This is a genomic window from Spirosoma soli (assembly GCF_042684525.1).
GTDB classification, from domain to species: domain Bacteria; phylum Bacteroidota; class Bacteroidia; order Cytophagales; family Spirosomataceae; genus Spirosoma; species Spirosoma soli.
In genome coordinates this window covers 230,633-243,583 of the sequence record NZ_JBHULN010000003.1, presented here as the reverse complement: position 1 = coordinate 243,583, position 12,951 = coordinate 230,633, and the positions used below count along the sequence as shown (strand labels likewise).

The 12,951-nt window shown below is 49.6% G+C and carries 14 protein-coding genes; 10 read left to right on the top strand and 4 right to left on the bottom strand.

Features of this window, described 5'->3' with window-relative positions:
- Nucleotides 1-8: 8 nt before the first annotated feature.
- Complete coding sequence (locus ACFSUS_RS07155; protein ID WP_381521041.1) at nt 9-944, bottom strand: ROK family protein; 936 nt, start codon at nt 942-944, stop codon at nt 9-11.
- A gap of 104 nt (nt 945-1,048) precedes the next feature.
- On the opposite strand from ACFSUS_RS07155, the gene ACFSUS_RS07150 reads away from it, so the two are divergent.
- The 5 genes from ACFSUS_RS07150 (at nt 1,049) to ACFSUS_RS07130 (ending at nt 4,800) form a co-directional block, all read left to right on the top strand.
- Nucleotides 1,049-1,516 carry a redoxin domain-containing protein gene (locus ACFSUS_RS07150; RefSeq protein ID WP_381521039.1) on the top strand — a complete coding sequence of 156 codons (468 nt, stop codon included), beginning with the start codon at nt 1,049-1,051 and terminating at the stop codon, nt 1,514-1,516.
- 63 nt (nt 1,517-1,579) lie between these two features.
- Nucleotides 1,580-2,335 (top strand): SAM-dependent methyltransferase, encoded by a 756-nt coding sequence (locus ACFSUS_RS07145; RefSeq protein WP_381521037.1) that lies wholly within the window; start codon nt 1,580-1,582, stop codon nt 2,333-2,335.
- A gap of 207 nt (nt 2,336-2,542) precedes the next feature.
- A complete protein-coding gene (locus ACFSUS_RS07140; protein ID WP_381521036.1) occupies nt 2,543-3,136 on the top strand; it encodes a TetR/AcrR family transcriptional regulator in 594 nt (197 codons plus the stop codon).
- Between the two features lie 83 nt (nt 3,137-3,219).
- Complete coding sequence (locus ACFSUS_RS07135) at nt 3,220-3,858, top strand: DsbA family protein (protein WP_381521034.1); 639 nt, start codon at nt 3,220-3,222, stop codon at nt 3,856-3,858.
- Nucleotides 3,859-3,918: 60 nt separating this feature from the next.
- Nucleotides 3,919-4,800, top strand: coding sequence for an SDR family oxidoreductase (locus ACFSUS_RS07130; RefSeq protein WP_381521032.1), 882 nt, complete (start codon nt 3,919-3,921; stop codon nt 4,798-4,800).
- 90 nt (nt 4,801-4,890) lie between these two features.
- Here ACFSUS_RS07130 and ACFSUS_RS07125 read toward each other — a convergent pair whose 3' ends face one another.
- The 3 genes from ACFSUS_RS07125 to ACFSUS_RS07115 all read right to left on the bottom strand — a co-directional run bounded on the left by ACFSUS_RS07125 (nt 4,891) and on the right by ACFSUS_RS07115 (nt 7,618).
- Nucleotides 4,891-5,760, bottom strand: coding sequence for a YitT family protein (locus ACFSUS_RS07125; protein ID WP_381521031.1), 870 nt, complete (start codon nt 5,758-5,760; stop codon nt 4,891-4,893).
- 11 nt (nt 5,761-5,771) lie between these two features.
- Nucleotides 5,772-6,683: a cysteine synthase A gene (gene cysK, locus ACFSUS_RS07120; RefSeq protein ID WP_381521029.1), complete on the bottom strand. Its 912-nt coding sequence runs from the start codon at nt 6,681-6,683 to the stop codon at nt 5,772-5,774.
- A gap of 89 nt (nt 6,684-6,772) precedes the next feature.
- Nucleotides 6,773-7,618 carry a serine O-acetyltransferase gene (locus ACFSUS_RS07115; RefSeq protein ID WP_381521027.1) on the bottom strand — a complete coding sequence of 282 codons (846 nt, stop codon included), beginning with the start codon at nt 7,616-7,618 and terminating at the stop codon, nt 6,773-6,775.
- A 246-nt stretch (nt 7,619-7,864) separates the two neighbouring features.
- On the opposite strand from ACFSUS_RS07115, the gene ACFSUS_RS07110 reads away from it, so the two are divergent.
- The 5 genes from ACFSUS_RS07110 to ACFSUS_RS07090 all read left to right on the top strand — a co-directional run bounded on the left by ACFSUS_RS07110 (nt 7,865) and on the right by ACFSUS_RS07090 (nt 12,831).
- Complete coding sequence (locus ACFSUS_RS07110; protein WP_381521025.1) at nt 7,865-9,082, top strand: PQQ-dependent sugar dehydrogenase; 1,218 nt, start codon at nt 7,865-7,867, stop codon at nt 9,080-9,082.
- 180 nt (nt 9,083-9,262) lie between these two features.
- Complete coding sequence (locus ACFSUS_RS07105; protein ID WP_381521299.1) at nt 9,263-9,742, top strand: methylated-DNA--[protein]-cysteine S-methyltransferase; 480 nt, start codon at nt 9,263-9,265, stop codon at nt 9,740-9,742.
- Nucleotides 9,743-9,915: 173 nt separating this feature from the next.
- Nucleotides 9,916-10,959, top strand: coding sequence for an MBL fold metallo-hydrolase (locus ACFSUS_RS07100; protein WP_381521023.1), 1,044 nt, complete (start codon nt 9,916-9,918; stop codon nt 10,957-10,959).
- A gap of 68 nt (nt 10,960-11,027) precedes the next feature.
- On the top strand, nt 11,028-11,534 hold the full coding sequence (locus tag ACFSUS_RS07095; protein WP_381521021.1) for a c-type cytochrome: 507 nt from the start codon (nt 11,028-11,030) through the stop codon (nt 11,532-11,534).
- Between the two features lie 85 nt (nt 11,535-11,619).
- Entirely contained in the window at nt 11,620-12,831 is a 1,212-nt protein-coding gene (locus tag ACFSUS_RS07090; RefSeq protein WP_381521019.1) for a pyridoxal phosphate-dependent aminotransferase, read from the top strand.
- The last annotated feature ends 120 nt before the right edge of the window (nt 12,832-12,951 follow it).

Here is a 12,951-nt window from a genome sequence, read left to right as displayed (position 1 = left end):
TGAGCCGCTCACAGCATCGCGGCACCAAAAACGCCGGCGCTGTCCCCCAACTTCGGCTTCAGGAAACGAGTACTCAACTCGCCCGAATTAAACACGTACTTCTTGGCCCGCTCAATGCCTTCGGTGTAGAGTAAATCGACGTTGCCGACGCCCCCGCCCAGTACGATAACGTCGGGGTCGAGGATGTTGACGATAACCGAAATAGCCCGTCCGAAATATTCCAATAGCCGATTCACGGTTTGGCTGGCAAACAGATCATTCCCCGCCGTATACCGCTCCATAATGTCTTTCATGGTACGCTCTTCGCCACTCAACTGCTGATAGTACCGTTGTAAGGCCGGCCCCGAAATCACTTGCTCTGTACAGCCTCGTTTACCACAGTAGCAAGGGTAGCCGTTCTCTTCCAAAATATTGTGTCCCCATTCGCCACCAATTCCCTGTAAGCCATTCAGAACAAACGGTTGCGCAGGGCGCGATTGCCCGTCTCGTCCTCGCACAACAACACCGCCCCCAACGCCAGTCCCCATAATGACACCGAAAACTGTCTGATAGTTAGGTACTACGTCGGGCACAATACCCAAGGTGGCCTCAGCTAACGCAAAGCAGTTTGCGTCGTTAGCCACCTCTACCGGTAAGCCCAGTAACCGCGCCAGGTCCTGCTTCATGGGTTTGCCATTCAGCGCGGTTGTGTTACAATTCTTCATGGTTTGGCGGGCCGGGTCGAAGGTGCCTGGGGTGCCGAAACCAATACGTTGGGGACTGAGGTTGGTCTCGGTTTTCAGCATGTCAATGAGCCGCACAATCTGATTCAGAATGTGGTCATAACCTTTTTGAGCTTCTGTATCAATGCGTTTACGAATAAGAACGGCGTCGGGCGAAGGCGCGGAGAGAACAACCCCCTCAATCTTAGTACCGCCTAAGTCAATGCCCCAATATGTTTGCATAAATTGATGTACGATTTACAAGCTACGAATTACGTTTTAAAATGGCACAAGCCGTAGCTTTGTCGTAAACAAAATCGTAATTCTTACCTATCAAACCATCGTTTATGCTGTCTCCCGGCCAGAAAGCCCCCGCTTTTACTCTATTTAACAGTGACAAAAAAGAAGTCTCACTTGAGAGCTTTAAAGATAGAAATCTGATTATCCTGTTCTTTCCAATGGCGTTTACGAGTGTCTGTACGGCCGAGCTTTGTGAAATGCGGGATAACATCAGTGTCTACGCCGGGCTAAACACGGACATCGTAGCGATCTCCGTCGATTCTCCCTTTACCCTCGCTAAGTTCAAAGAAGAGCAGAATTTGCCGTTCGACTTGTTGTCTGATTTCAATAAGGACGTTTCACAGGCCTATGATACATATTACGAAACGTTCGTTATGAATATGAAAGGCGTAAGTAAACGATCAGCTTTTGTCGTAGATCGCAACGGGATCATCCAGTACGCTGAGGTGCTTGATAACGCAGGCGAAGTGCCCAACTTTAACGCGATTAACGAAACCCTCGAACACATTAAATAGGGAATAAACGAGCGAAAGAGTGCCCAGCCTACCCCATCACTCTTTCGCTCTTCAGCTCTTCAGATGGCCTGGTATCATAATTTTTTCTACGGGTTACCTCAGGAAGCCTGGAAAGCGGCTCAAACCGAGGAACAAACTCAACTCGATCTTGAACTGCTTGTTAACACGCTCGACTTTGGTCCGGGTGATCGACTTCTCGATATCTTTTGCGGATATGGTCGTCACGCCATTCCGCTAGCCAGAATGGGGGCGCATGTAACCGGAGTCGATATATCGACGGAGTACGTCGCTGAAATTCAGACGGTGGCTAAGCGCGAGAAGGTAGTAATAAACGCCCTGGCTGACGATTTCTTGACCATGCCCCAGGCGGAACTTTCCCAAAATGCACCCTTCGACGCGGCCTATTGTCTAGGAAACAGTTTTAGCTTTTTCCCCCGGCCAGACATGCTAACGGTTTTGGGCAGGATTTCTAGTTTGCTCAAACCGGGAGGACGGTTCCTGGCCCAATCCCAAATGGTGGCCGAGTCGGTTTTGCCTGATTATCAGGCCCGCAGCTGGCAACCTATTGGCGATGATATTTTGTTTCTGGTCGAGAACGAATATGATCCTCTTGCCAGTCGTATCGACTCGCATCTAACCTACGTGCAGGGGGGCAGAACGCATACTCGAACAGCGCAACACTATGTTTTCACACTGGCCGAGTTAAATCAGTTGTTTACCGACGTGGGATTGACCATAATTGGTTGCTACGGCACGGTCGATGGAGAACCATATGCACTTGGTGATGAGGCTGTTTGGCTACTGGCCGAAAAAGAATGAATCTATTTAAGAGGCTTTAAGTTACTAATTTAACAAATTAAAATACTTTGTTGTATAATGTACTAATAATCAAATTATTGTGAAATAAATAATAGATAAAATTTAATTATTTTTAGAATAATTGCATTTCATCTGGATAATATCATCATAAATACGTAGTTTTCAGCCGATTTAACACCGTTAACTAAAGACTGATAACCTACTTTTATGGAAACCATCGAGCGTAAACCGCGTAATCGCGAACAGACCCGCTCCGGGATCGTAGGCACAGCAAAGGCAATTGCCCGCCGTGAAGGCTGGCAAGCTGTTTCAATTCGGAAAATCGCGGATGCGATTGAATACAGTGCCCCCATTGTCTATGAATATTTCGATAGTAAAGATGTGCTATTGGATGAGATTCGTAACGAGGGGTTTCGTCACTTATACCAGGAATACGACCGGATTCTTAAGCTTTATCGCGACCCCGAAAAGCGACTTTATGAGATCTCGCTCATTCAATGGGAGTTTGCCCGTCAGCAGCCCGAAATCTATCAGGTTATGTATAACCTCGACGGTGCCTACTGCAACATGCCTGTCTACGAATCGGAGGCTATGCAGGCCGTCAGCACCATTGTCAGCGAAATAATCTTCTCGTTCATTCCCAAGTCGAAGGAAAGTATAAAGCGGTTGTATTTTGAGTGGTGGTCGGTATCGCACGGTATGATCATGCTGTCTATGCTTTTAAAGGATCAGCAGCCCCTCGATCAATCAGAGCAAGTGTATCGTGAAGCCATGCGCCGGTTTGTACGCGGCCTGCGTTAATTAAATGAATCGCGAACAGGGACAATGAATAACGGTTTTCTACGTAGGTAGGTATATCGTTATTCATTGTCCCTGTTCGTTGTATGGCTAGCCCCCGAATTATTTATATCTACGACGCCCTCTGCGGCTGGTGTTACGGCTTTAGTCCGGTCATTCGTCGACTCTACACAACATATTCTGGTGCGTTTGACTTCGATGTGCTTAGTGGCGGTATGATGACCGGAAGCCGGGTGAGGCCAATTGCGGAGATGAGAGCTTACATTGAGCAGGCGTCTAAAGTTGTAGAGGAGCATACTGGTGTCAGCTTTGGAGAAGCTTACCACACACAAATTCTTGAGCCGGGCCACTACACGTCCGATTCGGAAAAGCCAGGTATGGCCATGACCTTGTTTAAGGCGGTATTACCCGAGCGGGCTCTTGAGTTCGCTACAACCATTCAGAATGCGCTCTATCGCGATGGAGTAGATCTTAATCAGGATACTAACTATGGATCGTTAGTTGAACCCTTCGACATTGACCCCGATGAGTTTATCGCGCATCTGTCAGATAATGCCATAAAAGAACAGACCTGGGCAGAGTTTAATCTGGTTGCTCAGTATGGCATCAATGGCTTTCCCTCGGTGATTGTAGACAATGGCGATAAGTTATTCCTGGTGGCCAGGGGATATTCGTCTTATGACCAGCTGGAAGCCAATGTATTGCGCGCTAAACAAAGTTTGTGAGGAGCTGCCCGGATTGTGTTACGTTATCTATCTTGCGCCCGAACGTAACCTGCTCATAAAATGTCTTCCATTGCTATCATCGGCGCGACCGGAATGCTTGGCCAGCCCGTTACCCAGGCGTTTCTGAAGGCGAACCGAGACGCAACCAATTTTTCAGTACGCATCATTGCCCGCCATGTAGCCAAGGCTGACGTTATGTTTCCGGGAGCCGAGGTGGTTGAGGGAGATATGCGTGACCGGGCGAGCCTGGTTAATGGGTTACAGGGTATGGACGCCGTGTATCTGAATCTGTCGGTGGCACAAACCGAGAAGCAAAGCGATTTTCATACGGAAAGCCAGGGGCTCGTTAACCTGATTCAGGCCGCTCACGAAGCGGGTGTCCAACGCATTGGTTATCTGTCGTCCATCATCATGCGGTATCAGGGCACGAATGGCTACCGGTGGTGGGTGTTCAATGTCAAGCAGGCCGCCGTAAAGCTGATTAAAGAATCAGGGATTCCGTACAGCCTTTTCTATCCATCCTGCTTCATGGATTCACTGGCTCAGACCCAGCGGGCCGGAAGGTTTATCTTGTTGGTGGGACGGTCAGAGGTTCGGCCCTGGTACGTGGCTGGTGAGGATTATGGCAGGCAGGTCGTTGAGGCATTCCGGTTAGCACAACCGGGTCAGCATCAGGAGTACGTAATTCAGGGGCCGGAAGCTATGACACAGCACGAAGCAGCCCAGCGTTTTGTGACTGCCTACAAGAAAGAGAAGTTATCGGTGCTAACGACGCCTTCCTGGCTTATGCAACTAGGGCGACCATTTTCGACTCAGGCTGATTATGGGTGGCACATTACCGAAGCGCTCAACAAGTACCCAGAAACGTTTGAAGCCAAACGAACCTGGGCTGACTTAGGCAAACCCCAGATGACCATCGAGCAATTTGCCCTGGGTAAATAGAAAGTCAGTTGTTGTCATTCGTCGGTAAGAACAACGACTCGAAAGCTTACGATGCATGACTGCTTCCTGGACAATCAATGACTACCTACGTTAATGTAATGGTAGGCTCTTTACTTTGCCGCCCATCACATCGTCAACTCCGTGTTGAATGATAAAGGCGTTTTCGTCTATTTCACCGACTATTCTACGTAACCGGCTCAGTTCTAGCCTGGTGAGCACCACATAAAGAACACTCTCCATATCCTGATGGTGACCGTGTTTTCCGTAGCCTCCGTGACCTTTTAAGATCGTTACGCCCCAGCCTCGTTCAATGATCCGATCGCGCATGTCCTGATTATGCCTGGATATAATAAGCACAGCTGTATACTCCTCAATTCCGTGGACAAGAAAGTCGACCGTTTTGGACGCTGCGAAATACGTAATCATTGAATACAGGGCCAGATCAATACTAAGAAAAAATGCCGCCGTTCCGAAAATAAAGACGTTTAGCAGCAGAATAACGTCGCTGACTTTCAGGGTCGCGCTGGTTCGGCTGATGAGCAAGGCCGCAATTTCGGTACCATCCAGAACGGCACCGCCCCGCATGGCTAACCCAATACCAGCTCCTATGAAAAAACCTCCGAAGACGGCGGTTAACAGTAAGTCAGGTGTTACATCTGGATAGGGGACGATGACCAAACACAGCGAAAGCCCGGCAATGGCCAGAATACTTTTAAAGGCAAAGCCCCGCCCAAATTGGCGATAACCCAGCGCAATAAACGGTAAATTAATGAGCAGCAGCAATAGGGCGAGGGGTACGCCCGACAGCTCCGATACAAGCATAGAAATGCCCGTTACGCCCCCGTCAATGAAATGACTTGAGAGCAGAAATCCTTTAAGGCCCATACCAGCGCTGAGGACACCTGCACAGATAAACAGGCTATCTTTAAGTAACCGCAATGTTGTTGATTTTTCGGGCATAAGGCTTCTGTTTACAGATATAAGCCTTCTATCGACAGATATCGTTCGCCAGTGTCGTAACAGAACGTAAGAATCCGGCTACCGGGCGTAATGTCTGGTAGTTTTTTAGCGACGGCCGCTAACGACGCCCCCGACGAGATGCCAATAAACAAACCTTCTTCCAATGCGGCCCGGCGCGCCATGGTATAAGCATCGTCTTTGCTTACTTCAATAGCACCATCAATGGCGCTGGTGTGCAGATTTTGGGGAATAAAGCCCGCACCAATGCCCTGGATAGGGTGCGGACCCGGTGCTCCACCAGTGATAACCGGAGACGCTTCGGGCTCAACAGCGTACACTTTCAAGTTTGGGAAGTGTTCTTTCAACACCTCCGACACACCCGTAATGTGCCCGCCCGTGCCAACGCCCGTAATCAATACGTCGAAACCCTCAGGAAAGTCAGCCAGGATTTCCAGCGCTGTCGTCCGCTTATGAACCTCAATGTTAGCCGGGTTCTCAAATTGTTGAGGCATCCAGGCCCCGGGGGTTTGGGCAAGCAGTTCATGCGCTCGCTCAATGGCTCCTTTCATGCCTTTCTCGCGGGGGGTCAGGTCGAACTGAGCACCGTAGGCGGCCATGATCTTACGCCGTTCTACGCTCATAGATTCCGGCATGACCAGAATAAGTTTGTACCCTTTCACAGCCGCGACCATAGCCAGTCCTATACCTGTGTTGCCCGATGTGGGCTCAATAATGGTGCTGTCAGTGGTCAGCAGGCCGTTGGCTTCGGCGTCTTCAATCATGGCCAGGGCGATACGGTCTTTGATGCTCGCTCCGGGGTTGGCCCGTTCGAGTTTCATCCAAACCTCATAGCCTGGATAGAGTCGATTCAGCCGAACGTGGGGGGTCTGGCCTATAGTGTCTAGAATAGAGTTCGCTTTCATGGATGTCAGAGTATTAAGTAAAATGAGTGAAGTAAGCGCAGTCAGTTACCTACTACACTTAATTCACTCACTAGACTTGCTTTAGGAGACTAAATGACAAAATTGATGGGCTCACCAGATTCCAGCGACTTCAGCCGGATCTCGGTTTGGTGCTGATGAAAAACCAGCGAATGAGCTTCCACGCTATTGGTGAGCCATACGTTACCGCCAATTACAGAGTCGTGCCCAACAATGGTGTTTCCGCCCAGAATGGTGGCATTAGCGTAGATGACTACGTTGTTTTCAATCGTCGGGTGGCGTTTCTTTTGCGCCATTGATTTCGCTACGTGGGTTGCGCCCAAGGTAACACCCTGGTAAATTTTGACGTTTTCGCCGATAATGGTCGTCTCACCAATGACAACGCCGGTGCCATGATCAATGAAAAACGATCGACCAATCTGCGCACCGGGATGAATATCAATTCCGGTTTGACCGTGGGCATATTCAGTCAACATTCGGGGTAACAAGGGCACATTGAGTTGGAGCAATTCGTGCGCAATTCGGTAAACGGCAATTGCGTAAAAGCCCGGATACACAGCAATCACTTCCTCAATGCCAACAGCAGCCGGGTCATTATCGGCGATCGAGTGCGCATCGAGCAGCAGGCTATCGTAAATAGGCGGTAAACGTTCGAAGAAACGATCGGCAATCGAAACGGGACTGTCCGGTAAATTCTTTTCCAATGGCCGAAGCAGACAAATCAGTTGTTCCTGAAGTTTTTGGTATGTCTCCTCCACATGTTGCGAAGAGGACTGACAATCCTGCGTTACGGGAAACAGTAACCGCATGAGGTGATCAATGAACCGCCCGGCGTCGGGCCGAGAAGGAAGTTTGTAGCGGTACTGTGTCCGCTGGGCCAATAGGTGATCAAGAAATGTACTAGTGGCGGTGGTCATAATGGTACCGGTATAAAGAGAGTCAGGCGTAGGAGGCATCCGCGCGATAAATTAGTGCGTACATAGTGGAAACTGTACCCCGTACTGTAGAATCACTACATCGGTGGCAACATCGTTAAGTCGTCAAAGCCACCTGATATACTTGTACAGATCGTTGATTTTGAAACAAAAAGTAGGCCGCAAAGTTCGGCCTCAACTATTGGAACCTGATTTGTACTACAAATCTTTAAACTAGATCGTATCATCATGTTCAGTAAAGCTATAATCACGTTTGTGATTTCGCTGGCGGCTACGTCGGGTGTCTCCTGGATGCTATCGGCCGCTTGCCAGCGTATAAGAGACCCCGAGGCTGTGTCAGTTGACTCCACCGGGCTGGGGCCATCAGCAGGGCTGGCGGCTAAGGTAGTTAATGCCTATCCAAAGTTAACATTCAGCGCACCGGTAGAGTACACCCATGCCAACGATGGCACAAACCGCGTGTTTGTTGTAGAGCAGGCCGGGCGTATTCGGGTGTTTGATAATAATCCAAACGCAGCTTCCGCCGGAACGTACCTTGACATACGTAACAAGGTTTCATACGGGGGCGAGATGGGGCTTTTGGGCTTAGCTTTTCATCCTGATTTCAAGCAGAACGGTTTCTTCTACGTCAATTACACAAAAGATAAGCCCCGCGAAACGATTGTTAGCCGCTTTAAAGCGTCGTCAACTAATTCCTCGGAGGTTGATCCGGGGTCTGAGGTGATCCTGTTCAGGTTTAGCCAGCCGTATTCCAACCACAACGGTGGTAAAGTTTTGTTCGGCCCGGATGGTTACCTCTACGTGTCAACGGGTGATGGTGGAAGTGGGGGAGACCCGCAGAATAACGGACAGAACCGCAGCAGCTGGCTGGGTAAAATTCTGCGCGTGGATGTCAACAGCACCGAGAAAGGCCACTATGGTATTCCGAACGACAATCCGTTTAAAGGCAATAAAGAGGGCTATCGGGAAGAGATTTTTGCCTACGGACTACGTAATCCCTGGCGTGTCAGCTTTGATGAAAAAGGGCAGTTATGGGCTGGCGACGTTGGACAGAATGAAATTGAAGAAGTCGACATTGTGACTAAAGGAGGTAACTACGGCTGGCGGATCAAAGAAGGTAAGGCCGACTACAACAGCAAAGATACCAAGGCATCGGATCTGGTTAGCCCAATTTGGCAGTATAGCCACAGCAATGGCGACGTTTCTATCACCGGGGGAATTGTTTATCGCGGAGCGGCAAACCCTGACCTGCGTGGTAAGTATGTTTACGGCGACTTCGCCAGCGGCCGAGTGTGGGCCTTAACGCCAGATGGTACTAAAGCCGCCAACAATCAGGAAATTATCTCAAGAGCTGGGTCTGTTTCTGCCTTTGGGGAAGATCAGAAGAACGAACTATACATCTGCGATTACGGTGAAGGACGTATTTTGAAGTTTGCGTCAAACTAGCGAAGCCGTTACGCTAACAACTCGATCATGCCTTACCGGGAAAGCCTGACTCTGCGGAGAGCAGGCTTTCTGTTTTTTATGCATCGGTTGCCAAAACAAATAGTTAAGATTGTAGAGGTTTATTACCTGAAAACGTTGCATGATTCACTAAACCACTCGGGTGAACATGATCTACAGAAAATGATTAATACCTACTTTCAATCCCCGCTTGGACTGGTGCGAATCACGGGCGACGATAACGGTGTATCCGCCATCTCGTGCATTGATGTTACGACTGATGGTCAGCCTGCTGAGATACTGCCCGGCCCAGTGGAACAGGCCGTTCTGCAATTACAGGAATACTTTGCCGGTGACCGAAAGATGTTCGATTTTCTGATTAATCCCGCGGGTACTCCGTTTCAACAAAACGTTTGGCGGGCCCTTCTGGACGTACCGTTCGGGACAACTTTATCGTATCTGGCGCTAACCCGGCGGATGGGCGACGAGAAATCGATTCGGGCGGTCGCTGCGGCTAATGGCAAAAATCCACTCTGGATTGTGGTGCCTTGCCATCGCATTATTGGCTCCGACGGTTCCCTCACGGGCTATGCGGGTGGACTGTGGCGTAAACAATGGTTGCTGGAGCACGAGGGAAGTTTTAGGCAGATGCGGTTGTTTTAGGCGATGCTCTTGGTTATTTCTTATCCGATCAAAGTCGCTCGCTATCAAATGCCACCAGGATGTTGGTACCTGACGGGCTCACTCCTTTGTGCAAACAGCAAACCGGTTGCTATCAGCGGTTAAAACTAAGCGTGGTTATCGAGCGTTACATCAGCCAATATACGCCATTCTCTATGCCTGCTATATTGTTACCTCGTTTCTTTATTCTCTGCTTTCTGCTGTCGTTAGCCTCTTGCGCACCCCGCTATAAGGGCCCGATAACTGATCATTTTGATGGTAAGAAGTTTTTTAATCCCAGCATGCCTGAGCGGGAAGGAGGAGGCTTATTGAAGTGGCTTCTCCACCGGGATAAAGGCCCCTGGCCCGAACAACCCGATGCGTTTGTTGGCCCCAAACCAGCCACACGTGTTATGGGCGATAGTCTGGTCGTTACATTCGTCAACCACTCTACATTCTTGCTGCAAACCAGCGGCCTGAACATCCTGACCGACCCGGTTTGGTCGAAGCGTGTAGGACCGACGTCGTGGCTGGGCGTGAAGCGCAAACGCCCACCTGGATTGCGTTTCCAGGAGTTGCCACCCATTGACGTCGTGTTATTGAGTCATAACCACTATGATCACCTTGACCTACCTACGCTTAAGAAATTGGTTAAGGCCTATAATCCGTTGTTCGTTACCCCGCTGGGGGTGTCGTATTTGCCTAGATCGGTAGGTGGGCGAACTAGCCGCGAACTAGACTGGGGCGATACGCTGAGGGTGAATGATAAACTGCGGCTCACCTGTACGCAGGCGCAGCACTTCAGTAACCGCGGCATGGGCGATCGAAACGAAACGCTATGGTGTGGTTATCTGCTTCACACCCCGTTTGGAACAACGTACTTCTGTGGCGATAGTGGTTATGGATCCCATTTTAAGCGAATCGCCGAGCAGGCCAGCCGGAGTGAAACGGGGCCAATCAAACTTGCCCTGTTGCCAATTGGCTCGTATCGGCCAGAGTGGTTCATGGCGCCGGTACATGTTTCACCCGCTACCGCTGTACAGGCGTTCATTGATCTGAACGCCCGGCAGGCCGTCGGTATTCATTTTGGTACGTTTCAGCAAGGCGACGACGGCTTGTTTGAGCCCGCAGATGATTTGCGAAAAGCGTTAAAGGAAAAGAATATCGCTGAGCGCTTATTCGTGGCACCTAAAGAAGGGCGGGGTATGCTATTTAAATAAGAGCATAAGAATGTTGCTATTCACCTGGCTGGCCTGTAGATTTCGTTCGTTATCAACAACCTACGTCTATGCTCTCTCCCAATCAATTTCGTTCGCTGACTACCGCCCTAACCGGACTCATTGTTCTGGTTGTCCTAAGTGTTGTTTTGCTGTTTACCTCCGCCTTTTTGTACCCAAATGATGTGGCTGAGGCTAATACCGGAAATAGAAGTAAGGCCTCATTGCAAAGGGCGTCAATTAACAAATCGGTGGCGCTTAATGAGCAGCAGCTTCATGGCAAAACTCTCTTTCAAAACAATTGCGCTCAGTGTCATGCTACCACCGGAGAGATTGTTGTTGGGCCGGGCCTGGCTGGTGTTACAAAACGAGCCCCCAGCGAAGCATGGTTGTTAAAGTGGATTCGTAATTCACAAGCAGTAGTAGCCTCTGGCGATTCGTATGGCGTGCAGCTTTATAATAAGTTTAACCAGATAGCGATGTCAAGCTTCACTAATCTGACCGATGCCGATATCAAAGCCATTCTATCATATGTTGACGCTGCCTCGACAACTGAATCGCCAATTGTCATAGAGTAAGCTGCTTACGTTTTAGTGCAAAATGACGGACCGATAGACGTATTCGTTGGCGGTTCCGTACTTTTGCGGGATGGAATTACCGGGTATGGATATCTTAAAAAGCGATCGGCTTACGCACCTTAAATACGACATTCGAGGGCCTGTTTACGAGAAAGCGCTCGAGCTGGAAAGTCAGGGGTACAAAATCATCAGTCTGAACATTGGCAATCCGGCAACGTTTGGCTTTGACGCCCCCGACGAAATTGTCCACGACATCATCCTAAACATTCGCAATGCACAGGGCTATGCTGACTCCCGGGGCTTATTCTCCGCCCGGAAAGCCGTTATGCATCATACCCAAAACATTGGCCTACCCGGTATAACCATTAACGATATATACATTGGCAACGGCGTCAGTGAGTTGATTATGCTGGCGATGCAGGCGCTGCTGAACGAAGGCGACGAAGTCTTAATTCCATCGCCCGATTATCCGCTCTGGACGGCCTCTGTCGCGTTTTGCGGGGGTAAACCCGTGCACTACGTCTGTGATGAAGCCGCCGACTGGAACCCCGATCTGGCGGATCTCGAACGTAAGATTACCCCTCGTACACGGGCTGTTGTGGTTATCAACCCAAATAACCCAACCGGTGCTGTATATGACAAGTCGGTACTGGAGGGTATTGCCCGCATTGCCGAGCGCCATAAGCTCATTGTCTTTTCAGACGAGATTTACGACCGAATCCTATACGATGGAGCCGTGCACTATCCCATCGCCAAGATGGTGAATGACACCCTGTGTATCACTATGGGCGGACTTTCGAAAAATTACCGGGCAGCTGGTTTTCGGGGTGGTTGGCTGATCTTGAGCGGAGCCAGGCACCGGGCTAAGTCCTATATTGAAGGCCTGACGTTATTAGCGAGCATGCGCCTGTGCGCTAACGTACCAACGCAATACGCTATTCAGACAGCCCTGGGTGGTTATCAGAGCATCAACGACCTGGTGATGCCAACGGGACGCCTGCACAAGCAGATTATGCTGGCCTACGATCGCGTAACGGCTATTCCGGGTGTCACCTGCGTAAAGCCTAAAGGAGCCCTGTACATCTTTCCCAAAATTGACCTGGCTCAGTTTCGATTTGCTGACGACGACGACTTCGTATTAAATCTGTTGACTGAGCAGAAAGTGCTGGTGGTATCGGGCACAGGATTTAACTACATCCATGATGACCATTTCCGGATTGTGTGCCTGCCCACCGTTGATGAAATGACCTTGGCCATGGATCGAATTGAAGCGTTTCTAGAAAGCCGACGAAAGTGATATGTAAACAAAAGTAAGCTTATTGATATGAAAACGGGCCTGAGTCAACTCAGGCCCGTTTTCGTTAATTTTTGATGAAGTATCACTGTCATAAGATTCGTAAATGATTATAAACGTTTT

Coding starts and splice junctions, on each gene's coding strand:
- ACFSUS_RS07155 (WP_381521041.1), bottom strand. CDS start 944: ATGCAAACATATTGGGGCATTGACTTAGGCGGTACTAAGATTGAGGGG.
- ACFSUS_RS07150 (WP_381521039.1), top strand. CDS start 1,049: ATGCTGTCTCCCGGCCAGAAAGCCCCCGCTTTTACTCTATTTAACAGT.
- ACFSUS_RS07145 (WP_381521037.1), top strand. CDS start 1,580: ATGGCCTGGTATCATAATTTTTTCTACGGGTTACCTCAGGAAGCCTGG.
- ACFSUS_RS07140 (WP_381521036.1), top strand. CDS start 2,543: ATGGAAACCATCGAGCGTAAACCGCGTAATCGCGAACAGACCCGCTCC.
- ACFSUS_RS07135 (WP_381521034.1), top strand. CDS start 3,220: ATGGCTAGCCCCCGAATTATTTATATCTACGACGCCCTCTGCGGCTGG.
- ACFSUS_RS07130 (WP_381521032.1), top strand. CDS start 3,919: ATGTCTTCCATTGCTATCATCGGCGCGACCGGAATGCTTGGCCAGCCC.
- ACFSUS_RS07125 (WP_381521031.1), bottom strand. CDS start 5,760: ATGCCCGAAAAATCAACAACATTGCGGTTACTTAAAGATAGCCTGTTT.
- cysK (WP_381521029.1), bottom strand. CDS start 6,683: ATGAAAGCGAACTCTATTCTAGACACTATAGGCCAGACCCCCCACGTT.
- ACFSUS_RS07115 (WP_381521027.1), bottom strand. CDS start 7,618: ATGACCACCGCCACTAGTACATTTCTTGATCACCTATTGGCCCAGCGG.
- ACFSUS_RS07110 (WP_381521025.1), top strand. CDS start 7,865: ATGTTCAGTAAAGCTATAATCACGTTTGTGATTTCGCTGGCGGCTACG.
- ACFSUS_RS07105 (WP_381521299.1), top strand. CDS start 9,263: ATGATTAATACCTACTTTCAATCCCCGCTTGGACTGGTGCGAATCACG.
- ACFSUS_RS07100 (WP_381521023.1), top strand. CDS start 9,916: ATGCCTGCTATATTGTTACCTCGTTTCTTTATTCTCTGCTTTCTGCTG.
- ACFSUS_RS07095 (WP_381521021.1), top strand. CDS start 11,028: ATGCTCTCTCCCAATCAATTTCGTTCGCTGACTACCGCCCTAACCGGA.
- ACFSUS_RS07090 (WP_381521019.1), top strand. CDS start 11,620: ATGGATATCTTAAAAAGCGATCGGCTTACGCACCTTAAATACGACATT.